General features: G+C 73.6%; 25 protein-coding genes. 15 read left to right on the top strand and 10 right to left on the bottom strand.

Annotation, left to right across the window (positions count from 1 at the left end):
* Positions 1-29 precede the first annotated feature (29 nt).
* On the top strand, positions 30-998 hold the full coding sequence (locus AB0N80_RS01410) for a serine hydrolase (protein ID WP_363388777.1): 969 nt from the start codon (positions 30-32) through the stop codon (positions 996-998).
* 3 nt (positions 999-1,001) lie between these two features.
* Here AB0N80_RS01410 and AB0N80_RS01405 read toward each other — a convergent pair whose 3' ends face one another.
* Complete coding sequence (locus tag AB0N80_RS01405; protein WP_363577116.1) at positions 1,002-2,204, bottom strand: MFS transporter; 1,203 nt, start codon at positions 2,202-2,204, stop codon at positions 1,002-1,004.
* Positions 2,201-2,758 carry a helix-turn-helix domain-containing protein gene (locus AB0N80_RS01400; RefSeq protein WP_315994297.1) on the bottom strand — a complete coding sequence of 186 codons (558 nt, stop codon included), beginning with the start codon at positions 2,756-2,758 and terminating at the stop codon, positions 2,201-2,203. Before AB0N80_RS01400 ends, AB0N80_RS01405 begins: the two co-directional genes overlap by 4 nt.
* Positions 2,759-2,912: 154 nt before the next feature.
* Between AB0N80_RS01400 and AB0N80_RS01395 the strand changes: the two genes are divergently transcribed.
* The gene (locus tag AB0N80_RS01395) at positions 2,913-3,188 is read left to right on the top strand and encodes a hypothetical protein (RefSeq protein WP_315994298.1); all 276 of its coding nucleotides are present in this window, start codon (positions 2,913-2,915) and stop codon (positions 3,186-3,188) included.
* A gap of 14 nt (positions 3,189-3,202) precedes the next feature.
* Entirely contained in the window at positions 3,203-4,093 is an 891-nt protein-coding gene (locus AB0N80_RS01390) for an FHA domain-containing protein (protein ID WP_363577113.1), read from the top strand.
* Positions 4,094-4,310: 217 nt separating this feature from the next.
* Here the strand turns inward: AB0N80_RS01390 and purU are convergent, their stop codons facing one another.
* Together purU and AB0N80_RS01380 are read right to left on the bottom strand one after the other, a co-directional pair.
* A complete protein-coding gene (gene purU, locus AB0N80_RS01385) occupies positions 4,311-5,192 on the bottom strand; it encodes a formyltetrahydrofolate deformylase (protein ID WP_315994300.1) in 882 nt (293 codons plus the stop codon).
* Positions 5,193-5,266: 74 nt separating this feature from the next.
* Positions 5,267-6,385 carry a zinc-binding alcohol dehydrogenase family protein gene (locus AB0N80_RS01380; protein ID WP_363388786.1) on the bottom strand — a complete coding sequence of 373 codons (1,119 nt, stop codon included), beginning with the start codon at positions 6,383-6,385 and terminating at the stop codon, positions 5,267-5,269.
* Between the two features lie 82 nt (positions 6,386-6,467).
* On the opposite strand from AB0N80_RS01380, the gene AB0N80_RS01375 reads away from it, so the two are divergent.
* The 3 genes from AB0N80_RS01375 to AB0N80_RS01365 all read left to right on the top strand — a co-directional run bounded on the left by AB0N80_RS01375 (position 6,468) and on the right by AB0N80_RS01365 (position 9,197).
* Positions 6,468-7,043: a helix-turn-helix domain-containing protein gene (locus AB0N80_RS01375; RefSeq protein ID WP_363577111.1), complete on the top strand. Its 576-nt coding sequence runs from the start codon at positions 6,468-6,470 to the stop codon at positions 7,041-7,043.
* A 60-nt stretch (positions 7,044-7,103) separates the two neighbouring features.
* Positions 7,104-8,426, top strand: coding sequence for an MFS transporter (locus AB0N80_RS01370; RefSeq protein WP_315994303.1), 1,323 nt, complete (start codon positions 7,104-7,106; stop codon positions 8,424-8,426).
* Positions 8,427-8,510: 84 nt separating this feature from the next.
* The gene (locus tag AB0N80_RS01365) at positions 8,511-9,197 is read left to right on the top strand and encodes a GNAT family N-acetyltransferase (RefSeq protein WP_363577109.1); all 687 of its coding nucleotides are present in this window, start codon (positions 8,511-8,513) and stop codon (positions 9,195-9,197) included.
* A gap of 48 nt (positions 9,198-9,245) precedes the next feature.
* Here the strand turns inward: AB0N80_RS01365 and AB0N80_RS01360 are convergent, their stop codons facing one another.
* Both AB0N80_RS01360 and AB0N80_RS01355 read right to left on the bottom strand, forming a co-directional pair.
* Positions 9,246-9,455, bottom strand: coding sequence for a multidrug transporter (locus tag AB0N80_RS01360; RefSeq protein ID WP_315994305.1), 210 nt, complete (start codon positions 9,453-9,455; stop codon positions 9,246-9,248).
* A gap of 10 nt (positions 9,456-9,465) precedes the next feature.
* The gene (locus AB0N80_RS01355) at positions 9,466-10,278 is read right to left on the bottom strand and encodes an SDR family oxidoreductase (protein WP_315994306.1); all 813 of its coding nucleotides are present in this window, start codon (positions 10,276-10,278) and stop codon (positions 9,466-9,468) included.
* Between the two features lie 100 nt (positions 10,279-10,378).
* Between AB0N80_RS01355 and menC the strand changes: the two genes are divergently transcribed.
* The 4 genes from menC to AB0N80_RS01335 all read left to right on the top strand — a co-directional run bounded on the left by menC (position 10,379) and on the right by AB0N80_RS01335 (position 18,706).
* The gene (gene menC / locus AB0N80_RS01350) at positions 10,379-11,512 is read left to right on the top strand and encodes an o-succinylbenzoate synthase (RefSeq protein ID WP_363577106.1); all 1,134 of its coding nucleotides are present in this window, start codon (positions 10,379-10,381) and stop codon (positions 11,510-11,512) included.
* Positions 11,509-12,210: a hypothetical protein gene (locus tag AB0N80_RS01345; protein WP_363577104.1), complete on the top strand. Its 702-nt coding sequence runs from the start codon at positions 11,509-11,511 to the stop codon at positions 12,208-12,210. Before menC ends, AB0N80_RS01345 begins: the two co-directional genes overlap by 4 nt.
* A gap of 58 nt (positions 12,211-12,268) precedes the next feature.
* Entirely contained in the window at positions 12,269-13,657 is a 1,389-nt protein-coding gene (locus AB0N80_RS01340; protein WP_315994309.1) for a glycine--tRNA ligase, read from the top strand.
* 276 nt (positions 13,658-13,933) lie between these two features.
* On the top strand, positions 13,934-18,706 hold the full coding sequence (locus tag AB0N80_RS01335) for a hypothetical protein (RefSeq protein WP_363577102.1): 4,773 nt from the start codon (positions 13,934-13,936) through the stop codon (positions 18,704-18,706).
* A 201-nt stretch (positions 18,707-18,907) separates the two neighbouring features.
* On the opposite strand, the gene AB0N80_RS01330 is transcribed toward AB0N80_RS01335, so the two are convergent.
* The 3 genes from AB0N80_RS01330 to AB0N80_RS01320 form a co-directional block, all read right to left on the bottom strand.
* Positions 18,908-19,486: an HhH-GPD-type base excision DNA repair protein gene (locus tag AB0N80_RS01330; RefSeq protein ID WP_363577100.1), complete on the bottom strand. Its 579-nt coding sequence runs from the start codon at positions 19,484-19,486 to the stop codon at positions 18,908-18,910.
* A gap of 82 nt (positions 19,487-19,568) precedes the next feature.
* A complete protein-coding gene (locus AB0N80_RS01325; protein WP_315994312.1) occupies positions 19,569-19,850 on the bottom strand; it encodes a hypothetical protein in 282 nt (93 codons plus the stop codon).
* Between the two features lie 41 nt (positions 19,851-19,891).
* Positions 19,892-21,220, bottom strand: coding sequence for a glutamyl-tRNA reductase (locus tag AB0N80_RS01320; RefSeq protein WP_315994313.1), 1,329 nt, complete (start codon positions 21,218-21,220; stop codon positions 19,892-19,894).
* A gap of 100 nt (positions 21,221-21,320) precedes the next feature.
* Between AB0N80_RS01320 and hemE the strand changes: the two genes are divergently transcribed.
* The 5 genes from hemE (at position 21,321) to AB0N80_RS01295 (ending at position 25,107) form a co-directional block, all read left to right on the top strand.
* Complete coding sequence (hemE, locus tag AB0N80_RS01315; protein WP_315994314.1) at positions 21,321-22,409, top strand: uroporphyrinogen decarboxylase; 1,089 nt, start codon at positions 21,321-21,323, stop codon at positions 22,407-22,409.
* Complete coding sequence (hemG, locus tag AB0N80_RS01310) at positions 22,406-23,911, top strand: protoporphyrinogen oxidase (RefSeq protein ID WP_363577098.1); 1,506 nt, start codon at positions 22,406-22,408, stop codon at positions 23,909-23,911. Before hemE ends, hemG begins: the two co-directional genes overlap by 4 nt.
* Positions 23,912-24,022: 111 nt before the next feature.
* Positions 24,023-24,424, top strand: coding sequence for a hypothetical protein (locus tag AB0N80_RS01305; protein ID WP_315994316.1), 402 nt, complete (start codon positions 24,023-24,025; stop codon positions 24,422-24,424).
* A gap of 4 nt (positions 24,425-24,428) precedes the next feature.
* The gene (locus AB0N80_RS01300) at positions 24,429-24,839 is read left to right on the top strand and encodes a phage holin family protein (protein ID WP_315994317.1); all 411 of its coding nucleotides are present in this window, start codon (positions 24,429-24,431) and stop codon (positions 24,837-24,839) included.
* A complete protein-coding gene (locus AB0N80_RS01295) occupies positions 24,829-25,107 on the top strand; it encodes a hypothetical protein (protein WP_315994318.1) in 279 nt (92 codons plus the stop codon). The genes AB0N80_RS01300 and AB0N80_RS01295 overlap by 11 nt, the downstream gene beginning before the upstream one ends.
* A 187-nt stretch (positions 25,108-25,294) precedes the next feature.
* Here AB0N80_RS01295 and AB0N80_RS01290 read toward each other — a convergent pair whose 3' ends face one another.
* Positions 25,295-26,083: a DUF4239 domain-containing protein gene (locus AB0N80_RS01290; protein ID WP_315994319.1), complete on the bottom strand. Its 789-nt coding sequence runs from the start codon at positions 26,081-26,083 to the stop codon at positions 25,295-25,297.
* Between the last annotated feature and the right edge of the window lie 93 nt (positions 26,084-26,176).

Raw genomic sequence — 26,176 nt, 5'->3', positions numbered from 1 at the left:
GTCCTGCTGACCCGGAAGGAGCCACGCTCGTGGGCATGCCCCCGCTTCCCGAGCCCGCCCTGCCCGAGCCCGCCGGAGGGCCGGTGGAGTCGTCGCGACGCGACGCCCCGGCCCTCCGCGGCGCGGGGCGCAAGGGTCCGAAGCGACTGCCCCGGCGGGCGGCGGCCGGCCGCCGCTCCTTCACCGCGACGCTGCGCGCGCTCGACGAGCTCGCCGCCTCGGGGGCGAAGGTGTCGGTGCGCATCGACGATCTCGACGGCGGAACGGCCGTGCTCTCGGGCGACGACTTCGTCACTCTGCCGGTCGGCGGCCTCGGCGTCGTGCCTCTGCTCGTCGAGACGGCCGCGTCGTTCGAGTCGGGTCGCCTGGACGCCCTCGAGATCGTCGATCGCGCGGCGGTCGCCGGCGCCGTCAACGGCGGTACGTGGCAGCACCTCAAGGCTCCGGCACTGCCCCTGACCGATCTCGCGATGCTGGCGGCATCGACGGGCGACGCCCTCGCCGCGAACGCCCTGCTGCACCGGGTGGGCCTGCAATCGGTCCGCGCGCGTCTGGAGCAGCTGGGCCTTCGCCGCACCGCGCTGCTCGACCGGTTCCGCGACGACCGGGGTCCCGACGACGCTCCGCACGTGGCCCTGTCGACCGCCCGCGAGATGGCGCAGGTCTTCGCGGGACTGGTGAACTCGACGATCGTCTCGCCCGGGGTCAGCGCCCAGGTGGCGGAGTGGTTGAGTCTCAACCACGATCTCTCGCTCGTGGCATCCGCCACCGGCCTCGATCCCTTCGCCCACGAGAACGATCAGCACGGGCTGCTGTTCGTCAACAAGACCGGCCGCGCGCCCGGGGTGCGCGCCGAGGCGGGGGTGCTCGGCGGACCGCGCGCGGGCGTCTCGTACGCCCTGATCGTGAACTTCGACGATCTGTCGATCGCACACCGGCTGCGCGCCCACGACGCCTTCCGCGTGCTGGGCGTGGAGCTCATGGAGTACGTGTACTGAGCCTCAGGCGGCGCGGATGCTCCACACGCTCCGCGAGCACGTCGCAGCCGAGGTCGCCACGACGATGATCGCCGCGCAGCCCAGCAGCACCGGGGCCGCCCCCACCCGCTCGGCGAGGGGGCCGACGACGATCTCGCCGACCGGGACCGCGACGAACGATCCGACCATGTCGTAGGAGTACACGCGCGACAGCGCCGCGCGGGGGATGTGCGTCTGCAGCGACTGATCCCACGCGATCGCGAAGAGCTCGATCGCGATCCCGCCGATCGCGAAGGCCGCGATGAGCACTGGCACGACCGGCGCCGCCCCGAGGGCCGCGGCCGGCAGGGCCGCGAGGGCCATCGCCGCGACGCCGATGCCGAGCGCGCGTCGCGGCCGCCAGCGCAGCGCCACGACCGCACCGAGCGCGAGCCCCGCCGTCTGCGCGGCGACGATCAGGCCCCACGCGCCGCGCCCGAAGCTCTCGTCGGCCACGAGCGGTCCGAGCACCGTGGTCGCACCGACGAAGGCGGCGTTCAGCACGGCGAACTGCAGCACGACGATCCAGACCCATCGACGCGCCGCGAACTCGCGCCAGCCCTCGCGGAGGTCGCTCCAGACCGAGGCGCGCTCGCCGGGCGCGGCATCCGGCGGCGACGGCAGTCGCAGGCGTGAGAAGAGCATCGCGGCGACGGCGAAGGCGGCCGCATCCATCGCGAGACCCCACCCCGGTCCGACGGCGGCGACGACCACGGCGCCGACCGACGCGCCCACGATGCTGCCGCCGTTCAGCCCGAGCCGCAGCAGCGCGTTGGCCGGTCGCAGGAGCGGGGCGGGCACCGTGTCGGGCACGAGCGCCGCCGCGGCCGGGAGGCTCACGGCGGCCACGGCACCGTTGACGACGCTCAGGATGACGAGCAGCGGGATGCCGGCGGTCCCGGTGAGCACGAGTGCGGCGATCGCCCCCTGGGTCAGCGCAGCGGCGACGGACGACCCCACGAGAACGGCGCTGCGGGGGAGACGGTCGGCGATCACTCCGCCGAACAGCAGCATCCCGACGTTGGCGATCGAGCGGGCGGCGACCACCAGCCCCAGATCCGCCGCCGACCCGGTGAGGTCGAGCACCGCGAAGGCCAGGGCGAGCGGCGCGACGGCGTTGCCCACGATCGCCGTGGTGCGCGCGGCGAGCAGCCATCGGAACGGCGCGAGGGCGAGGGGGCCGCTCACCGGGGATTCCCGTGACCGGCCGCCGGGCGCGGTGTCGGGACGCGCACGGGGAACAACGCCGCGGTCATCGACACCGGACGCGTGCCCGGCGTGCGCGGCGGACGGGCGGCGGCGTGCAGCAGCGCGGACGCCTCGCCCACGTGCTGCACGATCCGGCGCCAGACGGCGGGGTCCACCCACAGCTCGGCGTCGGTCGATATCGCGGGGCCGTCCGCGCGCAGCGCGGCGCGGCGGCGCAGCTCCTCGACGATCGCTTCGAGGTACTCCGTCTCGCCCTCGGGGGAGCGTTCGCCGTGAGGCGTATCGGGGTCGTACCGCCGTGACGACGACTCGTGGCGGTAGCGCTTCGCCTCGCCGCCGCGCAGCCGCACGACCTCGACCACGCGGACGAGGCGCGCCCGCTCCAGCACGCGCAGATGGTAGCTCGCCGACGCTTGCGACACGCCTAGTTCGCGCCCTGCTTCGGCCGCACTCATCGCCGCTCCGGTGAGCAGCGACAGCAGGCGCAGCCGCAGCGGATGGGCGGTGGCGCGGAGTTCCTCGAGGCGCGACATCCCGCCATCGTGCCGCGGCCGGCCTCGACCGTCAAATGAGTCTTTGGGGGTCGGGGGAATGGTGCCCCAACCGCGGCGTCCGCGCAATCCCTCCCCAACCGGTCCGAGCCGCTGGGACGCTGGTGGCCTCGAAACGAAAGGAAGGACCGAAGCCATGTCCGAGACTCCTGCCACCACCGACCCGTTCGCCGACTCGTCCGGCCCCGAGGGCCACTCGATCACCGATTGGACCGACCTCGGCCGCGAGATGTGGTCGTACCTCACCGGCCGCGGCGCCGCCGTGAACTACTCCTTCGTCGACATGACCGTCGAGGTGCCGCGTGACATCGGCCCCGACGCTCCCCGCGCGACGTGGAAGCTCAACGGCACCCTCCGCGTCACCACGAGCGACGACACCGCGGCCGGGTCCGACCCGTACCGCGGCAACTGAGAGGCGGCGCCGTCATGGTGCGCCTCGACATCGACCTCGCCTTCTCCGAGCAGGAGAGGGGGGATGCCGACTCCCCGCCGTTCGAGGGGACCGTCACGGCCTCCGGCACCGAGGTGCGCATCGTCGTGAACGACCCCTCGCGCCTGCCGGGAAACGGCCGGCGGACGCTCACCGAGCTGTCCACGGTCGCCGACGCCCTGGCATCCCGGGGGATCTCCGTGAAGCTCGAAGGGCCGGACGGGCCCATCCTGCAGCTCGGTGACATCAAGAGCGGCGCGCTGCAGCGGGTGATCACCGGGTCGAAGCACATCCGGCTCGGCTCGGTGGCGGCCGTGGCGCCGTTGCTCGTCCGCCGCAACGGGGACCGGACGTTGACGTTCCCGGTTCCCCCCGAGACGCCGCTTCCGCTGGTGCCCACCGTCAACCGCACCGTGCGCCGCCGCGTCACCACCACCCACTACACCCCGGGGTCGGGGCGACCGCGGCTCATCTTCGCGGTGGGTGACTCGTCGTGGGACGGCTCGCGGCCGCGCGAATTCGACCTGCTGCCCACCAAGACCGTCATCGGATCGGGCGACGAGGCCGACCTGCGTCTGCCCGGGCTCGCTCCGGTGCACGCCGAGATCCGCCACGAGGGCGATGACGAGTACGTGCTGTACGGCTTCGACGTCGTCGGCGGAGGCGGGGCGCGCGACCAGGGCCCCGGGCGCGACGGCGGGGGGCGCATCCTGCGCACCGGCGCGCGCATCGAGCTGGGCGACTGGCGGCTGGCGTACTTCCGCGCCGAGTTCGCCGACCACGGTCGCCCGTACGGCGGACGGCAGGGCGGCGAGTTCGCGCGTCAGCGCAAGCAGCCCCCGCGCGGTGGTTCGGGCCCGCTCAGCCGCGCGAGCGATCCCGACTGACGGCGTTCGACGAGGTCGGGGCCGGCCGCTGATCTGTCATCCACCGAGACGGCATCCGGCTGACGGAGCCGGTGCACCCTGCAACCGGGATGTCAGCGGGATGCCGTCTTGCCGTGGCCGGGGGCCGCTCCCATCGCGGCGGGGCGTCGAGCCGCGGGCGCGCCGTGCGGACGGGTGCCGAGCGGGGCGCGGTGGCCTCGCGCTCGGCATCCGCGATCTAGAAGACGATCGTGTGGTTCCCGTGCCGGATGACGCGGTCTTCCGCGTGCCACAGCACGGCGCGCGAGAGCACCTGTCGCTCGACGTCGGCGCCCCGGCGCGCGAGTTCCGCGGCGGAGTCCGCGTGCGTGACGCGCACGGTGTCCTGCTCGATGATCGGGCCCTCGTCGAGGTCGCTCGTGACGTAGTGCGAGGTCGCGCCGATGAGCTTGACGCCGCGCTGCTTCGCCTTCTTGTACGGCTCGGCGCCGATGAAGGCCGGCAGGAACGAGTGGTGGATGTTGATGACGGGCACACCGATCTTCTCGAGGAAGTCGGGCGAGAGGATCTGCATGTAGCGCGCGAGCACGACGAAGTCGACGTTGCCGACCAGCAGCTCGAGGATGCGCGCCTCGGATGCCGACTTGTCGGGCCCGGGCGTCGACGGGACGTGGAAGAAGGGCACGCCGAACGAGCGCACGTCTTCTGCGGCCGTGGTGTGGTTCGACACGACCATCGGGATGCTCACGGGCAGGTCTCCGCGACGGTGACGCCAGAGCAGGTCGAGCAGGCAGTGGTCCTGCTTCGAGGCGAGGATGGCCATGCGCTTCGGCGTGGACAGGTCGGTGAGGGTCCACTCCAGCTCGAAGCCCTCGCCGAGGGTGGTGGCGATGTCGGCCTCGATCTCGGGCAGCGCGACGGTCAGGTTCGGGCGGTGGAAGACCACGCGCTGGAAGTACGCGCCCCCGCGCGGGTCGTCGGAGTACTGGTCGAAGGCGACGATGTTGCCGCCCTGACGCGCGATGAGGGCCGAGACCGCGGCGATGATGCCGGGGGTGTCGCTGCCGTGCATGATGAGGCACGCGTGATCGGGCTGCAGGTGGGGGCTCGCGGAGACCATCGGACCATTCTGCCGTGCGCGGGCGGCGCCGGCTGACCATGGTCGGCGTGTGACGAGGCGCTGCTCCGTCGCGCTCACAGGCGCACGACCACCTTCTGCGCCGAGACGCCGGCGCGCTGCCGATCGAGGGCGCCCTGGACGGCCTCGAGACCGTCGCCGACGACCAGGGGTGACGGCGCGGGGCGCAGCGAGCCGTCGGCCAGCATCCGGGGCACCGTCTCCCTCCACAGTCGTGGGCCCATCTCGTCGTCCCGCAGGCTGCTGCCCCAGACGAACCCGGCATGGATGCCGAGGCGGCGGGCGCGCAGACTCGAGCGCACCGTGGCGAGACCGATGCGGGTGAAGACGGGCAGCATCGCGGGGAACAGGTGGCGGCCCCCGGCGAGGGAGTCGAGCGACACCGGTGTGCTCGCCATCGCCAGGCGGGTTCCCCCCGTACGCGACAGCACGTCGAGGCAGGCGTCCGTCGAGCCGGCCCCGAGAGCGACGGCGCCCGCGACGGGACGTCCGCCGACGGCCGCGACCATGTCGGCCACCGCCGACGGCGATCCGTGGTCGACGACGGCCTCGGCGCCGAGGGCGCTGACCACCTCCGCGTTCTTGGCGGACGCCGTGCTCACCACGGTGTAGCCCGCGGCGCGCGCGAGTTGGATCGCGTTCATCCCCACGCTCGTCGAGCCGCCCCAGACCACGACGACCTCCGGGGCGGCGGCGGATGCCGGGGTCCCCGGCATCCGGAGTCCCAGGTGCTGCGGTTGGAAGAGCGCGCAGGCGGCCGTGGAGAGGCCGAGGGGGAACACGGCGGCCTCCGCGTCGGTGAGGGACTCGGGCGTCGGAGCGGTGAGGCGCTCGAGCAGGATGGAGGAGTGCTGGAACGCTCCCTCGCGCAGGGGGTCACGCCCGCGATCGGTGCCCGTGGCGAGGCCGAAGACGCGTTGGCCGACGCGGAAGCGCGTGACGTCGGCGCCGACGGCGATGACCTCGCCCGCGATGTCGGAGCCGAGGACCGCGGGCGTCCGCAGCCATCGGTAGGTGATGCGACCGGTGCCCTGGATGACCCAGTCGACGGGGTTGATCGCGGCGGCGCGAACGCGCACCAGGACCTCGTCGGCGGCTGGAGCCGGCGTCTCGACCTCGGTGACGGTCAGCGGGGCGCGGGGTGCGGCGAGCGTCGCGGCGGCGTGCATGGTCATGAGCGGCCCTTCATCGTGATGGCACGGAGTGCCTTCACTATAATTCGGCATGACACGGAGTGTCATCACGTAGGATCGCCGCATGGCGAGATGGGCCCCCGACACGCGGGAGCGGCTGCGCGCGGCCGCTTTCGAGCTCTTCGGCGAGCGCGGGTTCGAGGCCACGACGGTGCCGGACATCGTCGAGCGCGCCGGGGTGACGCGGCGCACCTTCTTCCGACACTTCGGCGACAAACGCGAGGTGTTCTTCTCCGGCGACGAGATCCCCCGCCTCGCCGCCGCGATGCTCTCCGCCGCACCCGTCCACCTGTCGCCCTTCGGCGTCGCCTGGACGGGTTTTCAGACCCTCGCCGGCGAGCGGTTCGAGCCGCGCCGCGCCGAGATCGCCGCCGCCCGGCGCATCATCGCGGCCGAGCCCGCGCTCCGCGAGAGGGACCTGCAGAAGCAGGCCGACCTCCGCGAGGTCCTGACCGCGGGGTTCCACGCGCGGGGTGTCGAGGCACGCCGCGCGCGGATCGTCGCCGGGGTCGCCGTCGAGCTGCTGCAGACGGCGCTCGAGCAGTGGGCGGACGACGACACGAACACCTCCCTCGTCGACCACCTCGAGCGTGTCCGGGCGGAGATGGCCGCCGTCTTCGACGCCGACCTGCCCGGGTAGGCCACGCGGGCCAGCGCCACCCCGCCGCCCGTGTCGACGGGCGGGTCTAGCCTGGAAGACGTGACCAGCACCCTCCGCCTCGACCGGCCGGGCTGGCGCACCTGGACGCTGTGGGCCGTCGGCGTGCTCGCCTACGTGGTCTCGATCGTCAACCGCACCTCGCTGTCGGCGGTGGGAGTGGATGCCGCCGTGCGCTTCGGCGCCGACGCGTCGGCGCTGTCGATGTTCGCCGTCATCCAGCTCTTCGTCTACGGCGCGATGCAGATTCCGGTCGGGCTGCTCCTCGACCGCTTCGGCGCGCGCCCGATGATCGCGATCGGCATGGTGCTGATGGCGGTGGGCCAGCTCGTGATGGCCTTCGCGGATGCCGTGGGGATCGGCATCCTGGCCCGCGTGCTCATCGGGGCGGGCGACGCCGCCGTCTTCCCCAGCGTCCTGCGCGTGATCGCGACATGGTTCCCCGCGCAGCGGGCGCCCGTGATGGTGCAGCTGACCGGCATCATCGGACAGCTCGGCCAGATCGTCGCGGTGCTGCCGCTCGCCGCGCTCCTGCACGCGACGAGCTGGACGGTCGCCTTCGGCAGCCTCGCCGGGCTCGGCGTGCTGTTCGGGGTGCTGACCTTCCTGATCATCCGCAACCGCCCGCCCGAACGTCGCGCCGATCCCGTGGACACCTCGGTCGACACCCAGACCGGGGCCATCCGCGTCGTTCGATCCGCGCCCGATCTGCGGCGGGGATTCCGCGAGTCCTGGGCGCACCCCGGTACGCGGCTCGGCTTCTGGTCGCACTTCGCCACCCCCTTCGCGGGGACGGCGTTCATGCTGCTGTGGGGCTTCCCCTTCCTCACGGCGGGCGAGGGCCTCGAGCCGGCGACGGCGTCGCTCGTGATGACCTCGCTCGTGCTCTTCAGCATCCTCAGCGGCCCCGTGATCGGGGCGCTGTCGAGCCGGCATCCCACCCGCCGGTCGCGCTGGCTCGTGCTGCCCACGGTCGTGTTCCAGGCGGTCGCCTGGATCGTCGTCATCGCGTGGCCGGGTCCCGCGCCCGTGTGGCTGCTGATCGTGCTGATGTTCGCCCTGTCGACCGGGGGACCGGCGTCGATGATCGCGTTCGACCACGCGCGCACCTTCACACCCAGTCATCGCCTCAGCACCGCGACGGGCATCGTCAACGGCGGCGGCTTCCTCGCCGCCCTCCTGGCCATCCTCTTCATCGGCATCGCGATGGACGTGCAGGGCGCGGGCAGCCCCGAGAGCTACTCGCTCGACGCGTTCCGCGTGGCCTTCCTCACGCAGGTGCCGCTGTGGCTCATCGGGGGCATCGCGATCGTGGTGGAACGCGGCCGCACCATCCGCCACGTCGGCGGGGTGCTCCCGCGCTGACGCGGCGTACGGCTGACGCCGACGGCCGGGGTCGGCCGTACGGGGGACACGAGCCCCCCCGCACCGCGGTGCGAGGATCGAGGCATGAGCTCCATCGACATCCGCCCGCTCGACACCGTCGACGCCGTGCACGAGGCCTCCCGCGTGCTGGACCGCGTGTGGGGCGACCGGGGGACGATGCCGGCGAACATCCTGCGAGCACTGGAACACGCCGGTGATTACGTCGTCGGGCTGTACGACGGCGACGCCATGATCGGCGCGTCGGCGGCGTTCTTCGGGCCGCCCGCCGCGCGCACGATGCACTCGCACATCACCGGGATCGTCGACGGCTACCAAGGGCGAGGCCTCGGGCGACAGCTCAAGACCCACCAGCGCGACTGGGCGCTCGAGCGCGGCGTCGGGCACATCACGTGGACGTTCGACCCGCTCATCCCGCGCAACGCCCACTTCAACCTCGCGGTGCTCGGAACACGCGTCACCGACTACCTGGTGAACCAGTACGGCGAGATGGATGACGAGGTCAACCGCGGCGACGAGTCCGATCGGCTCCTGGTGTCGTGGGCGCTCGCCGAGCCGCCCGCGCCCACCCCGACGGATGCCGAGATCGCGGCGGTCGTCCCCGTGCCCGACGACATCGCGGGTCTGCGCCGCAGCGACCCGGCGTCCGCCGCCGTGTGGCGCCGGCGGGTGCGCGACGAGCTGCGCGGGCACGTGGCATCCGGTCGCCGGATCGGCGGATTCGACCGGCGCGGATACCTGATCGTGGAATGACCGCGTCGCCGGGCCGGTCGAGGACCGATCGCCCGGCGACGCGGCGGCTCACTGCTCGGTGATCGGCTGGTCCTTCTCGGCGGCGGGGTCGCCCGGGCCGGGACCCGGCCGCACCGCGGCGTCGTCGCGCACGTCGATGCGCGTGACGCCGTCGTGCTCGCTCACGTCGAAGCGCGGCGCGGCGTCCGCCTCGGTGGCCTTCGGCGCGCTCGTGAGCTGGTCGTGACGGTTCTCTTCGAAGCTCTTCTCGTCGCTCATGGTGTTGTGCTCACTCCTCGCCGGCCGAGCGCCAGGCGTCGGACTCCATGTGCGAGCCCGCCTGCGGGCCCATGTGCAGCATCCCGCCGTCGACGACCCAGCTCGCACCCGTCACGTACGAGCCCGACGGGGAGGCGAGGAACCGGATCACGTCGGCGATCTCCTCGGGCTTGCCGGGGCGGCCGAGGGGGATGCCGGGGCGGTGGACGCGATCGGCATCCTCGGCCGACATGTCGTTGATCGGGGTGGCGATCTCTCCCGGAGCGACGGCGTTGGCCGTGATGCCGTACTGACCGAGCTCGAGGGCCATCGTCTTGATGAGGCCGCCGACACCGTGCTTCGCGGCGACGTAGGGGGCGGAGCCGACGCGGGGCTGGTGCTCGTGCACGCTCGACACCACGATGAGGCGGCCGCCGTTGCCGGAGGTCACCATCCGCTTCGCCGCGGTGTGCAGGGCGAGGAAGGCACCGTCGAGGTTCAGCGAGATGTCGGTGCGCCACGTGTCGAAGTCGAGGTCGAGGAACGAGCCGCCGATCCCGCCGCCGGCGTTGTTGACGAACACGTCGAGGCCGCCGAGCTCGTCGGCCATGGCGTTCACGGCATCCGGGACCGCGTCGAAGTCGGTCGCGTCGAACTGCGCGACGATCGCGCGCACGCCGCGCTCGCGGACGGCCGCGGCGGTCTCTTCGGCGCCGTCCTGGTCGGAGTGGTACGTGACCGCGACGTCCATCCCGGCGTCGGCGAGGGCGAGGGCGGTGGCCGCGCCGATGCCCGAGTCGGAGCCGGTGACGATCGCGTGGCGGGGGGTGAAGTCGTCGCTCATGGGCCCGACCGTACGCGCGCGGAGCCGTGCAGGAGTCGGCCTTGCCAGGCTCGGGCACGGGCGTTACGGTCGGGGACCGGTCGCCCGATACCCTGCCCCCATGTCGCTCCCGCATCCCGCCGCACCCGTGACCCTCGACGCCGTGGAACTCCGCGTGCTGCACATGCCGCTCGTGTCGCCGTTCACCACCTCCTTCGGCACCGAGACGGTGCGCGAGGTCATCATCGTCACCGCGGAGACGGCGGACGGCCGCGGATGGGGCGAGGTGGTCACGCAGTCCGAACCGTCGTACTCCAGCGAGTACACGCAGGGGGCGTGGGACGTCCTGTCGCGTTTCCTCGCCCCGGCGCTGCTCGCGCACCGCTCGTTCGCACCCGAGGAGGTCGCCGGCATCCTGAGCCCCGTCGTCGGGCACCGCATGGCCAAGGCGGGCCTCGAGCTCGCGCTGGTCGACGCCGCGCTCCGCGCCCAGGGGCGGAGCTTCGCGCCGTACCTCGGCGCCGAACGCGACCGGGTGCCCTCGGGGGTCTCGGTGGGCATCCAGCGCGACCCGGGAGCGCTCGTCGACGCGGTCGGCGGCTACCTCGACGAGGGCTACGTGCGCATCAAGATCAAGATCAAACCCGGTCGCGACATCGACGACACCGCGGCGGTGCGCGAGGCGTTCGGCGGCATCCCTCTCCAGGTGGATGCCAACTCGGCCTACACCCTCGCCGACGCGGACACGCTGGCGGGGCTCGACGCCTTCGACCTGCTGCTCATCGAGCAGCCCCTGCAGGAAGACGACCTCGTCCACCACGCCACCCTCGCGAAGCGCCTGCGCACGCCGGTGTGCCTCGACGAGTCGATCGTCTCGGACAAGGCCGCCGCCGACGCCCTCGCCCTCGGCTCCGCGGCGATCATCAACATCAAAGCCGGTCGGGTCGGCGGCTACCTCGAGGCCGTCGCGATCCACGATCGCGCGCTCGCCGCGGGGATCCCGGTGTGGTGCGGGGGCATGCTCGAGACGGGGATCGGGCGCGCGGCCAACGCCGCCCTCGCGGCCCTGCCGGGGTTCACCCTGCCCGGCGACATCTCGGCATCCGCCCGCTTCTACACCCGCGACATCGTCACGGAGCCCGCGGTGATCGAGGACGGACACGTGCGGGTTCCGACGGGACCCGGCCTCGGCGTCGAGATCGACGCGGCGGCGCTCGAGGAGTTCACCGTGCACCGCGAGCGGATCACGCGATGAGCAGCGCACGCTCGGGTCTCTCGGAGACCGACCGCGACGACGTGCCCTGGGGGCGGGCGCCCCTCGACGGCATCCCGATCCCGCCCTTCGCGGATGCCGCGGAGCACCGCGCCTACCTCCGTGCCCTTCAGACGTTCCTGCTGCTGCTCGACCGGGGCGAGCCGACGGCCGCGACGATCGCGCTGGCCGCCGCGCTCGAAGCGGAGCTCCCGCGGACCTCGCGCGAGGCGCCGACGCACCTGTCGCCGCTGGCGCTGCGGGTCAGCCTGTCGACTTTCTTCCCTGCCCCGTGGACGCCCGAGGCACTCGCTTCGGCGCTGAACGGCTTCGGCTACGGCGTGCCCGTCCGCGGTCGGGGCGGGTGGTCCTGGGGCGGGGATCCCGACTACGCCGCGCGGCCCACGCGGCAGGGGTGGGAGATCGAGCGGCACGAGCGCGGCTCGTTCAGCCACGCGACGCTCGCACACGAGGACGACCTCGTGCTGCTGTGGATGGACATGTTCCGCAACCGCTTCCCGTATCCGATCGCGCACGTCGCCGACCCCGCGGCGCCGGCCCCCGGCTCCCTCGCGGACGCCGCCCGCGCCACCCTGGCCGCCCACGCCGAGAACGTCGCGATGCCGTATCTGCAGAATTGGATGCGCGAGCGCGAGCACGCCCGCGACGGCGGGCCGGGAGAGGCGGGATCGCTTCGATAAACTGGATGCCGCGCCCTCGCGCTCGATCCCCACAGCTTTCCCGACCATTGGAGCCACCGTGGCCGAACAGTCCCGCCTCGACAAGGTCATCGCCCTCGCCCGCCACCGCGGGTTCGTCTTCCAGGCCGGTGAGATCTACGGCGGCTCGCGCTCCGCGTGGGACTACGGTCCCCTCGGCACGGAGCTGAAGGAGAACATCCGTCGCCAGTGGTGGCAGACCTTCGTCCGTGGCCGCGGCGACATGGTGGGTCTGGACTCGAGCATCATCCTCCCCAAGCGCGTGTGGGAGGCCTCGGGTCACGTCGCGACCTTCACCGACCCGCTCGTGGAGTGCCTGAGCTGCCACAAGCGCTTCCGCGCCGACACCCTCATCGAGGACTTCGAGGCCCGCAAGAACCGCAAGGCCGAGAACGGTCTCGCCGACATCCCGTGCCCGAACTGCGGCACCAAGGGGCAGTACACCGAGCCGAAGTCGTTCTCGGGCCTGGTGAAGACCTACCTCGGCGTCGTCGACGACGAGTCGGGCCTGTACTTCCTGCGTCCCGAGACCGCGCAGGGCATCTTCGTGAACTTCTCGAACGTGCTCACGGCATCCCGTCGCAAGCCGCCGTTCGGCGTCGGCCAGGTGGGCAAGGCGTTCCGCAACGAGATCACCCCCGGCAACTTCATCTTCCGCACGCGCGAGTTCGAGCAGATGGAGATCGAGTACTTCACCCCGCCGGCCGAGGCGAACGAGTGGTTCGAGCACTGGGTCGAGGCGTGCTGGAACTGGTTCATCGAGCTCGGCATCGACCCCGAGAACATGAAGCGCTTCGACGTCCCCGAAGACGACCGCGCGCACTACTCCGCCGGCACGATCGACGTCGAGTACCGCTTCGGCTTCCCGGGCAAGGAGTGGGGCGAGCTCATGGGCGTCGCCAACCGCACCGATTACGACCTCAAGAGCCACTCCGAGGCGTCGGGCCAGTCGCTCACGTTCTTCGACCAGGCGTCGGGCGAGAAGTACACGCCCTACGTGATCGAGCCCTCGTTCGGCCTCACGCGCGCCATGATGGCGTTCCTCGTCGACGCGTACCGCGAAGAAGAGGTGCCCAACGCCAAGGGCGGCACCGACACCCGCACGGTGCTCAAGCTCGACCCGCGTCTCGCGCCCGTCAAGGTCGCGGTGCTGCCTCTGTCGCGCAACGAGCGCCTGTCGCCGCTGGCCCGTGAGACCGCCGACGCGCTGCGCGCGGCGGGCTGGAACATCGACTTCGACGACGCCGGCGCGATCGGTCGCCGCTACCGTCGCCAGGACGAGATCGGCACCCCGTTCTGCGTCACGGTCGACTTCGACTCGCTCGACGACAACGCCGTGACCGTGCGCGACCGCGACACGATGGGCCAGGAGCGCATCGGCCTCGACGCGCTGCACGGCTACCTGGCGGAGCGCCTGCGCGGCGCCTGACCTGCGTCACGGGAGACCGGATGCCGGGGCCTCGGGGCCGTGGCATCCGGTCTTCGCGTTTCGAGGGTGCAGGGTGCCGCGGGTGACGGCGTCGGCGTACCCGGAGCACGGATCGCCCAGCCGGGCCGGCGTGCGCGACGGGGTCTCGGGCGGGGTGGGACGGCGTCCGCGGTGCGGAACGGGGGAGGAGCCGTGCGCCCCCCGCCGTGGACGGTGGCCGAGGGGGCGGCGGGGTCTTCGCTAGCCTGGGGCGACGATCGACGCCGAGGGGGCACGATGGAAGTCGAACACACGGGCGCACGCTCGGGAATCTCCTGGCCCCCGCAGCCGGGGGCGTTCGTCGACACCGGGCGGTGCCCCTCGTGCTTCACCGCGATCACGGTCTCGCCCTGTCCCGCGTGCGGTCTCGACCTCACCGACGCACGCACGGCCCGTGTGCTCGACCTGTCGCAGCGCATCGTCGCCCTCGTCGACGAACGCGCCGAGGCCCTCCTCCTCATCCACCGGGCGAGCGAGGGCGCCGCATCGAGCCCGGTCCGCGCGACCGAGGCCGAACGGCATCCCGTGCGTCCCGCGCCCGCGCCCGCGCTGGTGCCCGCTGCGGCCCCGGCGGAAGCCCCCGCCGCAGCGGTGTTCCCCCCGCCCGGTTCGGCGACCGACATCGCGGCACCGCCGTCCCCACGCCTGCCGGTGCCCGCGGCCTCGGGCGTCCCCCGCACCTCCGCGACCCCGGCCGCCGCGGCCTCCGCCGATGTGCACGTGCCGCCCGGCGACGAACCCCCTGCCGTCGGCTTGACCACGGCCGACCCGGCGAAACCGCGGCGTTCGAGCGTGCAGGTCTTCCTGCTCTCGACCGGCGTGGTGCTGCTAGCAGTGGCGGCGGTGTTCTTCCTCACGGTCGCGTGGATCAGCGGCGGACTCGTCCTGCGCTCGGTCATCATCGGCCTCGTCACCGCGGCCGTGATCGCCACGGCCTCGCTCCTCCGTCGGCGCCGGCTCGAGGCCACGGCCGAGGGCATCTCGCTGCTCGGCATCGCCCTGGTGGCGCTGGATGTCTGGGCCGTGCGCGCCAACGACCTGGGGGGAGCGGCATCCCTCGATGCGGCCGTGTACTGGGGTGCGGCGACCACCGCCGCGGGGGCCGCCTTCGTCGGCTGGTCGCGGCTGTCCCGGTTGCGCGCGCCGCTGTCGACGGCGGTGGTCGCCCTGGCCGTCGGCCCCGCCATCCTGGCCGCGGGGGTGGTCGGATCCGACACGCTGCTCGCCTGGTACGTCTCGGGCCTCGTCGTGGTGGTGCTGGCGATCGCGGCCCCCCTGGCTCCGTTGCTCGGCCGCCCGCCGCGTGCTCCGCTGCGGCCGGAGATCGCCGCGGTGCGTGCCGTCGCCGGCCTGGCGGCGATCATGGCGCTCGCGGCCGCCCTGTTGCTCGACCCGGAGTCCACGTGGGCGCCGGTCCTGCCGTCCGCGGTGCTTGCCCTGGCCCTCGCGGCCCACGCGTGGACGATGACCCGCCGGGGCGAGTCGCGACTCGCACCGGTCGCCGCGATCGCCGCAGTGCTCTCCCTGGGCGCCGGGGTGGCGGTCGCCGTGGTGCGGGCGGCCGATGCGACGCTCACCGTGACGGTGCCCGTCGTGGTCGCCGCGGTAGTGGCGCTCACCCTCGACGTCGCGGGGCGTCGGGCGGCGCCCGGCCTTGCGCGCACGACGTTCGCCGCCGGCGCGATCACCGCCCTCGCGGTCGCCGGGCTGGCCTCCCTCGCGCCGGTCGGCGCCGCCACGGGCGCGGTGTTCGTCCAGCTCAGCGGCGTCGTCCCGGTCTTCGGGCGGTCCGCCTTCGACGTCCGCCACCCGGATGCCGAGGCCACCGCCGCCGTGATCGCCCTCGCGGCCGTCGTGGCTCTCGCCGCGATCGCCTGGCGCCTCACGGGTGCGTGGGGCAGCCGGCGTCTCGCCGCCCTCGCGGCCGGTGCCGCGATCGCGCTCCTCGCCGGACCCCAGCTGCGGGTCCTGCTGCTCGTCGTCGCGTGGTACCTCGCCCTCACGCTGGTCGCGGTCGTGGTGCTGCTCCGCCGTCGCGGCGTGCTGACCCGCGAGGGGACCACCCCGGTCGGGGCCGCGTCCTCGCCCGTCCCCGGCGGGACGGCGGCGGTTCCTCCGCCGCGCGCCGACGCGCCGCGCGCGGTCGGTCATCCGGACGCTACGGCAGCCATCGCGCCCGGGCCCGTTCCGATCGCCCCCGCTCCCGCTGCGCCGACGCCAGGAGCGGAGCCGATGGTTCCGGCGGATCCCGGGGCGACGCCGCTCGAATCGGCGGTCCCCTCGGCAGCCCCCGTGGTCGCCGGCGGCGTCGTGCTCGCCGTCATCGCGGGGACGATCGCGCTGCTCGGCGGGTGGGTCCTGTCGTTCGCCTCACCGCTGGCGTGGGGTGTCAGCACGGTCGTCGTGACGGGCGTCATCGCCATGGCGGCCGGTGTCCACCGCTCGGTCCGGGTGGCCTCCACCGCCGGAGTCGTCGCCTTCGTCTCGGCCAGCGCGTTGCTCCTCCCCTCCGCTCTGCGCGCGGGCATCGAGGTATCGCTCGCGGGGGGAGCCCCCGCGGCGTCCGCCGGTGTCGTGGCCGCCGGGTGCCTTCTGTTCCTGGTGTCGCCGCTCGCCCGACGGGTGCGACTCGACGTGACCCAGCGTGCGGCCGGTGCGCTCACGGCGACCATCGGCGCGGGGCTCTCGATCGGGGTGGCGCTGCTCACGGCGCCGCCCGCCGCCGACGCCTGGATCGCAGGGGCGGGCCTCGCCGCCGTCGTCGCCACGATCGCCCTCGCGGGGGCGCCGAGCCTGGCCACGTGGCGGATCGCGCGACCCGCGGCCGCGCTGACGGCACCGTTGTTCGCCGCCGCCACCACCGACACGGTGCTTCGCCTCGCCGGCGCGACCGCGTCCGCGAGAACGATCGCCGCCGCCGCCCTCGGGGTGGTCGTGGCGGGGGTCGCTCTGCGCGCCCTCCGATCGGAACCCGCCGTGCGGGCGCTGACCGATGCGGGTACGGCGGTGGTCCTCGTGCTGGCGGTCGCCGCCGCCCCGTCGGAGGGCCTGCGGTGGGTGCCGCTCCTCCTCGCCGCCGTCGCGGTGCTGCTGTGGGCCACCGATTCCGAGGGGCTCTTCTCCTCGAGCGGAGCGCGGCGTCACCTCGTCTGGCTCGCGCTCGCCGTCGGGGCTGCCGCCCTCTGGTCCCGCCTCCTGTGGCAGGGCACCGACACCGTCGAGTTCTTCACCCTCCCGGTCGGTGTCGCGCTGCTCTCCCTCGCGGCCGGTACCGAGCGCGCACGTCGACGCCGTCCGGAGCGCTCGGCCGTGACGCCCGCGGTGATCGCGGCGGCGGGCACGGGGGTCGCCCTCCTCCCCACCGCACTGGCCGACCCCGACGATCTCGTCCGGGCGGTCGTCGCCGGGGGGCTCGCCCTCCTCGCCCTCCTCGCGGGCGCCTGGGTCCGCCCCGCGCGCACGCCCGACGTGCTGCCCGTCGGCGTCGCCGCCGCGGGGGCGTTGACACTGGTGCTGTGCGTCGCGGTGCGCGTCACCCGCGCGGTCGACCTCGGCGCGGCAGGATCCGCGGCACCGGATGCCGCGCTCGCCACCGCCGCGCTGGCGTTCGCCGTCGCGGCGGTCGGCCTCTCGCGTCGGGCGACGACGTGGGCCGCCCCGGCCTCGCGCGGTGTCGCGATCGCCGCCGTGGCTGTCCTCGCCCTCGGCGAGGCGGTGCTCGTCGCGGCCGCGGTCGGTCCGGTCCTCCGCGTCGCGACGGCCATCGCGGTGCTCGGCGCCGCGGGCGTCGTGCTGCTGCGCCGGCACCTCGGCGCGGGCGATCCGACCGTCGCCGAGATGTCGGTCGGCGGTGCGGCGCTCGGCGGCGCGGCGCTCGTGGCGGCCGCCGCGACGGCCGGGGGCGTGCGCCCGATCGAGTGGGCGACCATTCCCCTCGCGCTCGTCGCCCTGGCGGCGGCGCTGATGCGGTGGTCCCGCCCGCGCCCGGAGTCGCTGCCGATGCCCCTGCCCTTCGTCGTCACGGCCGCGGTCGGCCTCGCTGTGGGGCTGCTCCCCTCAGCGATCCTCGCGGGCGACTCCCCCGCTCGCGCGATCGGCGTCGCCCTGGCCGCCGCGATCGTGCTGGGAACCGCGCCGCGACTGCTGTCCGGCCCACGGACGGTGCTTCTCGTGCCGTCCGTGGCGATCTCCGGCGCGGCCCTCGCCATCGCGACGGCGGTGCGCGCCGTGCATGACGTCCGCGCCGCGTCGTTCGACCTCTGGCTCGTCGTGCTCGTGGTCGTCCTGATGGGCGCGGCCGTCCTGCTCGCGCGCCGACGCACGGGCGTTCCCGTGTGGATGCCGCCCGCTCTCGCCGTCTCCGCGCTCGCTCTGGTGACCGGTCTGTCGGCGGTGCGTCTGATCGCCGTTCCCGGTCAGGACGTCGTGCGGGTGGTCGTCACGCTCGCGGTCGTCTTCGCCGTCGGCGTGCTGTGGCGCGGTCTGCGTGCCGCCCTCGTGCGGTGGGCGGCTCTCGGACTCGGCCTGGCCCTCGCGATCGTGGCGGTCGCCGTCGGCGCCGCCGATCCGGTGGAGACCGCGACGCTTCCGCTCGCGGCGGCGTTGCTCGTGCACGGCATCCGATCGCTGCGCTCGACGCCCGAGCTCGGCAGCTGGCCCGCGCTCGGTGCGGGTCTCGGTGTGCTCTTGGTCCCCTCGCTGCTGTTCGACTTCTCCGGCGACTCGGCGCTGTGGCGCGTCATCGGCCTCGGCGCGGCAGCCCTCGTCGCCCTGCTCTGGGGTGTGCGCCGGCGTCTCCAGGCTCCGGTGGTGCTCGGTGGCGTGGTGCTGATCGTGCACGCCGTCGCGCAGCTGTGGCCCTGGATCACCGCGCTGTACGAGAGCGCTTCGGGGCTGTGGTGGCTGTGGCTGGGCATCGCGGGTGCGCTGCTCATCGTGGTCGCCGCGACCTACGAGCGTCGCATCCGGGAGGTGAAGGCGGTCGCCCTGGCGTTGCGCGCCCTGCGGTGAGAGCCGGTGGAGAACGCCGCGCAGCTCGTGCCTCGACCCGAGCGCCGCGCCGTCGGCCCCTCGCCGTGAGGACGGCGCCCGCCTTCCGTCGTCCGCGGCTCTCCCCTGCCGTGTGCCTCGCCGCCCACTCCACGCCCCGGCGTCGACGCCCGCCCGCCGGCCCCGGCGGCCCGGGCGCGAGGGGACGACGCTGCCCGGCGGCTAGTCCTTCTTCGCCTCTTTCGCCGCCGCCTTCGCGGCGCGCTTGTGCTCGCGCACCTTCGTCAGCGACTCGGGGCTGACGATGTCGGCGACCGAGCGGAACGATCCGTCCTCGCCGTAGGGCGCGGAGGCGTTGCGCCATCCCGCGCCGTCGAAGCCGCGCTGCTTGCCGAGCAGGGCGAGGAAGATCTTCGCCTTCTGCTCGCCGAACCCGGGCAGGGCCTTCAGTCGCTTCAGAACCGTCGCGCCGTCGGGGTCGTCACGGGTCCAGATGTTCGCGGCGTCGCCGTCCCAATCCTGTTCGACCGCGGCGCAGAGGGCCTGCACACGCTTCGCCATCGAACCCGGGTAGCGATGCACGGCCGGCGACTGCGAGAACGCCGCCGCGAAGGCCTCGGGGTCTTCGTGGGCGATGTTCGCGGCATCCATCGACCCGGTTCGCTCCCGGATCTTCAACGGTCCCGCGAAAGCCGTCTCCATCGCCACCTGCTGGTCGAGCAGCATGCCGATCAGCAGCGCGAGGGGGTTGGCCGAGAGCAGCTCGTCGGCGGCGGGATCATCGGTGATGCGCAGGCTCATACGCCCATTCTCCCGCGACCGACCGGCGCCGGCGGTGCGGACGCCCCCATCCTCGGTTCCGCCGGGCGCGGCACGACCCGCCTCACTCCGGAGCGGCGATCCACTTCCGCGCGAAGGGCACGGCATCCATCGAGGTGAGGTCGAGCGTGATCTCGTTCAGCTGCGAGCGGAAGTCATCGACGTCGCCGGGAGGGAGGCGCTTCACGAGCGATCCGTCCACCCGCCGGATGACGACCTCGCTCACCGCCGGCGCGCCCCCGCCCACGTCGAGCAGACCGAGCACCACGGTCGCCGCCCACCGCAGTCCGTTGCGGGCGCGGTCCTCGCCCGCGACGACGTAGACCTCGGATGCCGGTGTGCTCACGGCATCCATCCTGCCCGAGGACAGCAGGCGAGAAGGGGGTCTCAGCCCGCGTCGGCGATGTCGCGACGCGGGGCGGCGGACTCCGGGGAGCCCTCGACCTCGATGCCGAAGAGCGCCGAGAGGGCGTCGATGTACTCGTCGGCCCGGCCCGTCTCGGCCAGCTCGTGCGCACGCGTGGTGGGGGTGTGCAGCAGCACGCCCACGAGGTGCCGCAGGGCCTGCTCGGTCTGGCCGCCCTCGTCGCCGCGGGCGCGCACGCGGGCGACCTCGGCATCGAGCACGCCGAAGACGTGCGCGCGAAGCGCGACGACCGCGGGGGTGATGTTCTTGCGCTCACCGACGGAGGCGAAGCGGCGGGCGGCGTCGCGCACGAGGTCGCGCGCGGCGTCGGTCGCCTGCAGCTCCTCAAGCGGGGCGTGCAGGCGGATGGTCTCGAGGTCGAGCAGATCCACGCCCGGCACGGTCGCGACGTCGGGGTCGACGTTGCGCGGGAGGCCGAGGTCGATGACGAGACGGCGGCCCGCGTGGTCGACCGGGCACCCGGCGGCCGCGGTGGTCTCGGCGCCGGTGCGGCCGGCGGCGAAGGTCGCGGCGCTGACGACGTGGTGCTCGCTGGTCGTGCACGTGATGACGAGGTCGGCGTGCGCGACGGCGGAGGGGAACGTCTCGGCCGAGACGGCGCGCAGGCCGTGCTTGGCGGCGAACTTCGCGGCGCGACCCGAGGGCGAGTGCACCGAGATGTCTTCGGCGCCCTGGTCGCGCAGGGCGGCGACCGTGGCGGCGGCGTAAGCGCCGGTGCCGACCAGCAGCACGCGCTGCGTCGACCAGTCGGCGATGCGGCTGTCGGCGAGCTCGAGGCCCAGGCGCACGAGGGAGCGACCGGCGCGGCCGATGGCGGTGGAGTTCTTCACGCCGCGCTGCGCCTCGGACGCGCGCTGGAACAGCCGCTCGAGCTCGGCCGAGGTCGTGCCCAGCTGCCGCGACTCGGTGAGCGCGCGACGCACCTGGCCGGCGATCTCGCCTTCGCCGACGACGACGGACTCGAGGCCGGAGGCGACCGAGAAGAGGTGCTCCGCGACGTCGTCGCCGCCGAGCACGGTGTAGGAGCCCTCGAGCTCGCTGGCGGGGACGCCGGTGGCCGCCTCGATGGCGCTCAAGGTGGCGTCGACGCCGAGGGCGACGGCCGCGGTGACGGGCTCGTCCATGTCGACGTAGGCCTCGAAGCGGTTGCACGTGGCGACGACGACCGCGCCCTGCACGAGCTCGGCGTGCTCGGCGATCAGGGGGGCGACCGGGGTGCGGGGTACGCTGAGGCGCTCGAGGAGCTCGAAGGACGCGGTCTTGTGACTCGCGCTGACGCACAGCAACACGCTCATATTCTACGCCCGGGCGCCTCGGGGTATTCCGAGCGGCCTCTCGACGTCAAGGCATCCCCCTCGCGCACAGGGGTGGAATGGGAGGATGGATGCCATGGCATCCGCATCCCCCGACGCTCCGCTCCTCCGCGCCCTCCGAGGCGACCGTCCCGAGCGGCAGCCGGTGTGGTTCATGCGGCAGGCGGGGCGCTCGCTGCCGGAGTACCGGGAGCTGCGCGTCGGTACGCGCATGCTCGACGCGTGCCTGACGCCCGATCTCGCGGCCGAGATCACGCTGCAGCCGATCCGTCGGCATGACGTGGATGCCGCCATCTTCTTCAGCGACATCGTGGTGCCCCTGCGCCTGGCCGGCGTCGACGTCGTGATCGAGCCCGGCCGCGGGCCGGTGTTCGCCGACCCCGTGCGCACCGCCGACGACGTCGCGCGGGTGACGGCGATCGATCCGGCCGACGTGGCCGCGGCGGCGGAGCCCGTGCGCGAGGCCGCCCGGCGCGTGACGGCCGAGCTCAGCGACAGCGTCCCCCTCATCGGCTTCGCCGGGGCGCCGTTCACGCTCGCCGCCTACCTCGTCGAGGGGGGACCGTCGAAGGAGCACCTGCGCGCCCGCGGCATGATGCACGCCGACCCCGCCTCGTGGCACCGTCTTGCCGGCTGGCTCGCGAAGGTGTCGCGCGCTTTCCTCGACGCGCAGATCGAGGGCGGGGCGCAGGCCGTGCAGCTGTTCGACTCGTGGGCGGGCTCGCTGTCACCGGCGACGTTCCGGGAGTTCATCGCCCCGCACTCCACCGAGGCCCTTCAGGGCATCGAGGTTCCCCGCATCCACTTCGGCGTCGGAACCGGGGCGTTCCTCGACGACATGCGTCTGGGCGGGCTCGCCGACGCGGTGGGTGTCGACTGGCGGATGCCGCTCGACGAGGCCGCCGCGCTCGTCGGCCCCGACGTGACCCTGCAGGGCAACATCGACCCGGCCCTTCTCGGAGCGCCCTGGCCCGTCCTCGCGGCGCACGTCGACGACGTGCTCGCCCGCGGACGCGCGGCGCGCGCGCACATCCTCAACCTCGGCCACGGCGTGCCGCCCGACACCGACCCCGACGTGCTGACGCGCATCGTCGCCCACGCGCACCGAGCCTCGGTCGACGCCGCTCCCGCGCAGGGGGCCCCGGCCGACGGGGAGCGGGCGTGAGCGAGCCCCTCGATCGTCTCGTGCAGCACGCGCACGAGACGCGCGTGATCGTGATCGGCGGGGGCGTCTCCGGCCTGGTCGCCGCGCGCGAGTGCGCGAAGGTGGGCCTGCGGGTCACGGTTCTCGAGGCCTCCGACGCGCTCGGCGGCGTGGTGCGCTCCGCCGAGGTGGGCGGGATGACGCTCGACGTGGGAGCCGAGAGCTTCGCCACCCGCGGGGGCGTGGTCCGCGACCTGCTCGACGAACTGGGCCTCGGCGCCGACGTGGTCTCGCCGAATCCGGCGGGAGCCTGGGTGGCGGGCGTCCCCGGCGTGGGCGCCGCGCCCCTGCCGAAGGGCGGCGTGCTCGGCATCCCCGACAACCCCTTCGCCCCCGATGTGCGGCGCGTGATCGGTTGGTCGGGCGCCTGGCGGGCCTACGTCGATCGCGTGCGGCCTCCCCTCACGATCGGCCATGCCCTCAGCCTCGGAAAGCTCGTGCGCTCGCGCCTGGGCGCGCGGGTGCTCGACCGCCTCGTCGCCCCCGTCACGAGCGGGGTGTACTCCGCGCGACCCGACGACATCGACGTCGACCTCGCCGCCCCCGGGCTCAACGCCGCCCTCACCCGCACCGGCTCGCTCACGGGCGCCGTCGCCGAGTTGCGCGCCCGCCGCCCTCCGTCCCGTCCGGCCGATGCCCCGGCATCCGACGTCCCGGTCACCACCGGCGCCGCCAAGGCCCCGGCGCCGGGGGGAGCCGTGCAGGGGATCGTCGGGGGGATGTCGCGCCTGGTCGACGCGCTCGCGGCGGGCCTGCGCGACGCCGACGTCGAGGTGCGCACCGGCGTGCGAGCCGAGGGGCTCAGCCAGGTCGACGACGGCTGGGCGGTGTCGACGTCGGTCGACGACGAGCCGCTGCGCGCGCAGGCCGTGATCGTCGCCCTGCCCGAGGGGTCGGCCCGACAGCTGCTCGCGCCCGTCGTGCCGGGGCTCGAGGAGGGCGATCCGATCGCGCCCGTGGTCGAGGTCGTGACCCTCGTGCTCGACGCCCCCGTCCTCGACAGCGCGCCGCGGGGGACCGGCGTGCTCACCGTGCCCGGCAGTCACGTGGCCAAGGCCCTCACCCACTCGAGCGCCAAATGGGACTGGGTCCGGGATGCCGCCGACCCCGGCGTCCACGTCGTGCGCGTCTCGTTCGGCGCGCAGGGGGAGGAGCCCGCCACCGCTGCTCTCGACGACGACGGCGCGGCGCACCTCGCGCTCTCGGAAGCCGCCGCGATGCTCGGCGTCGAGCTGCCGGCTACCAGCCTCCGGGCCGCGCACCGCGTGCGCTACGTGCAATCGCAGCCGGCCGCCACGATCGGCCGGGCAGCCGTCACGCAGGCGGCGCGCGGCGCGGTCCGCGCCGTCCCCGGGCTCGGTGCGACGGGCGCGTGGCTCTCGGGGACGGGACTCGCGCAGGTCATCCCCGACGCGCGCGACGAGGCCGATCGCGTCCGCAGCGTCGCGCTCTGGCGCAGCTGACCCGCGTCACCGTCGGCCATACCGCGCCGCCTGTCAAGGCCGGATGCCGGACGCGGCATACATGACTACTGTGAGACTCGACCAGCACTCGATCGAGCGTGAGGAGACCCCATGAGGGGCAAAGCAGCACTCGTCGTCGGACTCGTGGCGGGCTACGTGCTCGGAGCACGCGCCGGCCGCCAGCGGTACGAGCAGATCAAGGAGCAGGCCGACAAGGTCTGGAGCCAGCCCGTCGTTCAGGGACAGGTCGAGAAGGTGAAGGCGCTCGGCGTCTCCGCCCTCAAGTCCGTTCCCGGTGTGGTGTGGAAGGGCGCCAAGTCCGTCACCAGCGCAGCGTCCGGTTCGGGCACGGTGCAGGAGCGCGCCGAGCGCGCGGGCCGTGCCGCCAAGCGCTCCGCGAGCGAGGTGGCCGATGTCGTCGAGGACGCCGTCGACGACGCCGAGCAGGCGGAGAAGTCGGCGACCACGCGCGCTCGCGCGGCCAAGAGCGGCTCCACCTCGTCCGGGAGCTGACCGCATGACCACTCCGCGCGGATTCCGCGACCGTTCCGACGACAGCCTGTTCGAGCTGCTCGGCGACATCCCCGAGCTGGTGCGCAACCTCGTCGTCGCCGAGATCAACGGGGCGAAGGCGTGGGCGCAGCGGACGGCGAAGGATGCCGGTATCGGGGCCGGCTGGTTCGTCGGCGCCCTCATCGTGCTGTTCTGGGCGATTCCGGTGTTCTTCGCCTTCGTCATCGCCGGGCTGTCGTCGTGGTGGCCGGTGTGGCTGTCGGCCCTCGTCGTCTTCGGCGTGATGGTCGTGATCACGGCGATCCTGGCGCTGCTCGGCTACCTGCGGTTCAAGAAGCTCTCGAACCGCGAGAACCCGGGCGAGGCCATCGCCGAAGACGTCCGCATCGTCAAGGAGGTCCGCGATGAGTATTGAGCGTCCCGTCCCCGTGCCCCGCACCGCGGTGCCGCTGGGCATCACTGACCCGGTGGAATCGGCCCGCGCCGAGCTCAAGGCGGCGCTCGCCGCCATCGAGGTCAAGGCCAACGTGCCGCGCCGTGCGAGCGACGCCGTCGACCGCACGATCCACGACGTCCGCGAGAAGGCTCAGCGCAACCCCGGTGCCGCCGCCGCGGCCGTGGCGGGCGTCGCCGCCCTCGTCGGCTTCGCCGTGTGGGGCATCGTGCGCGCCTACACGCGCTGAACATCACCGAAGCGGTCCGTCCCTCGCCGGGGTCGGGCCGCTTCGGCGTGTACCGGACGGAGCTGGCCGAGCCCGTCGAAACCACCGGTGGCCGGGCGGGTCCGGACCCTTCGACGGGCTCAGGGTCCTGTCGCGGGCTGACGGGCTGAGGGTCCTCCGGCGGGCCCGGGCTTCGCCGGGGACAGGCTCACGGCTCGTTCAGGAACAGGCCGCTCAGCAGGTCTTCGAAGTACTCCGGCGTCACCGCGATCGGACCCGCGTAGGCGTGGTCGAAGCCGGCGATGGCGTACAGCAGCAGCGCCACGAAGAGGGCCAGCAGGCTCGACATCAGCAGGTGCACGCGGAGGTTGCGCACCTCGATGAGGGCGATGAGGATGGCGTTCAGCACGGCGCCCACGCTCAGCACGATCCACAGGACGCTCGGCAGGGCCAGGTGGGTCAGGGCGATGCGGTCGCGGCGGTTCTCCACGAGCAGCTGGAACTGATCCAGCGACTGCTGCACGTACAGGGTCTCGGCTGCCGTCGTCGGCTGCACCTGGCCGATCGCCTGCTGCATGGCCGAGATGTTGGCATCCGTCTCGGCGGGGATCTCCAGTCGCCGCTGCATCGGCCAGTCGAGGTCGATCACGTTGCGGGTGTACTGCACGATCTGGTTCTGCAGTTCGTCACCCTGCGGATCGGGCAGCAGAGCCGCGGTGCGGTAGAGGGATGCCAGCGACGACGACTCCTGCAGCACGACGCCGTCGACCTCGGTGAAGTTGCCGTAGGCGGCCGCGGCGATGAGGGCGAGGGTCACGCCGTAGAAGACGCCGTAGGCGCCGACCGCGTAGCTGAGGACCCGGTCCCATTCCTCGCCCTGCGGGGCGACGCGGAACACCCATTTGCGCAGGATGAGCAGGATCACGCACGATCCGCCCACCACCAGCACGATGAACAACGGCAGACCCACGGACATGGGCAGGTCGTAGAGCCACATCGGGCACCCCTCCGACGGGCGTCCCCCGACGCCGTCAGCGAACGATACCAACGGCCTCGGGCGGGCGGGGGTGCTTCGTCGGCGAGTCAACGG

It is taken from the genome of Microbacterium sp. NPDC089188, assembly GCF_040685155.1.
Lineage (GTDB): Bacteria > Actinomycetota > Actinomycetes > Actinomycetales > Microbacteriaceae > Microbacterium > Microbacterium galbum.
Note: the sequence above shows the minus strand (reverse complement) of the source record. Positions and strands in the feature narration are given on the sequence as shown.

Excerpts from the sequence above, each read along its gene's own strand:
- AB0N80_RS01345 (WP_363577104.1), top strand. The coding sequence starts at position 11,509 with ATGAGCAGCGCACGCTCGGGTCTCTCGGAGACCGACCGCGACGACGTG.
- AB0N80_RS01390 (WP_363577113.1), top strand. The coding sequence starts at position 3,203 with ATGGTGCGCCTCGACATCGACCTCGCCTTCTCCGAGCAGGAGAGGGGG.
- AB0N80_RS01360 (WP_315994305.1), bottom strand. The coding sequence starts at position 9,455 with ATGAGCGACGAGAAGAGCTTCGAAGAGAACCGTCACGACCAGCTCACG.
- AB0N80_RS01300 (WP_315994317.1), top strand. The coding sequence starts at position 24,429 with ATGACCACTCCGCGCGGATTCCGCGACCGTTCCGACGACAGCCTGTTC.
- AB0N80_RS01335 (WP_363577102.1), top strand. The coding sequence starts at position 13,934 with ATGGAAGTCGAACACACGGGCGCACGCTCGGGAATCTCCTGGCCCCCG.
- menC (WP_363577106.1), top strand. The coding sequence starts at position 10,379 with ATGTCGCTCCCGCATCCCGCCGCACCCGTGACCCTCGACGCCGTGGAA.
- AB0N80_RS01365 (WP_363577109.1), top strand. The coding sequence starts at position 8,511 with ATGAGCTCCATCGACATCCGCCCGCTCGACACCGTCGACGCCGTGCAC.
- AB0N80_RS01290 (WP_315994319.1), bottom strand. The coding sequence starts at position 26,083 with ATGTGGCTCTACGACCTGCCCATGTCCGTGGGTCTGCCGTTGTTCATC.
- AB0N80_RS01395 (WP_315994298.1), top strand. The coding sequence starts at position 2,913 with ATGTCCGAGACTCCTGCCACCACCGACCCGTTCGCCGACTCGTCCGGC.
- AB0N80_RS01375 (WP_363577111.1), top strand. The coding sequence starts at position 6,468 with ATGGCGAGATGGGCCCCCGACACGCGGGAGCGGCTGCGCGCGGCCGCT.
- AB0N80_RS01295 (WP_315994318.1), top strand. The coding sequence starts at position 24,829 with ATGAGTATTGAGCGTCCCGTCCCCGTGCCCCGCACCGCGGTGCCGCTG.
- AB0N80_RS01380 (WP_363388786.1), bottom strand. The coding sequence starts at position 6,385 with ATGACCATGCACGCCGCCGCGACGCTCGCCGCACCCCGCGCCCCGCTG.
- AB0N80_RS01305 (WP_315994316.1), top strand. The coding sequence starts at position 24,023 with ATGAGGGGCAAAGCAGCACTCGTCGTCGGACTCGTGGCGGGCTACGTG.
- purU (WP_315994300.1), bottom strand. The coding sequence starts at position 5,192 with ATGGTCTCCGCGAGCCCCCACCTGCAGCCCGATCACGCGTGCCTCATC.
- AB0N80_RS01330 (WP_363577100.1), bottom strand. The coding sequence starts at position 19,486 with ATGAGCCTGCGCATCACCGATGATCCCGCCGCCGACGAGCTGCTCTCG.
- hemE (WP_315994314.1), top strand. The coding sequence starts at position 21,321 with ATGGCATCCGCATCCCCCGACGCTCCGCTCCTCCGCGCCCTCCGAGGC.
- AB0N80_RS01400 (WP_315994297.1), bottom strand. The coding sequence starts at position 2,758 with ATGTCGCGCCTCGAGGAACTCCGCGCCACCGCCCATCCGCTGCGGCTG.
- AB0N80_RS01355 (WP_315994306.1), bottom strand. The coding sequence starts at position 10,278 with ATGAGCGACGACTTCACCCCCCGCCACGCGATCGTCACCGGCTCCGAC.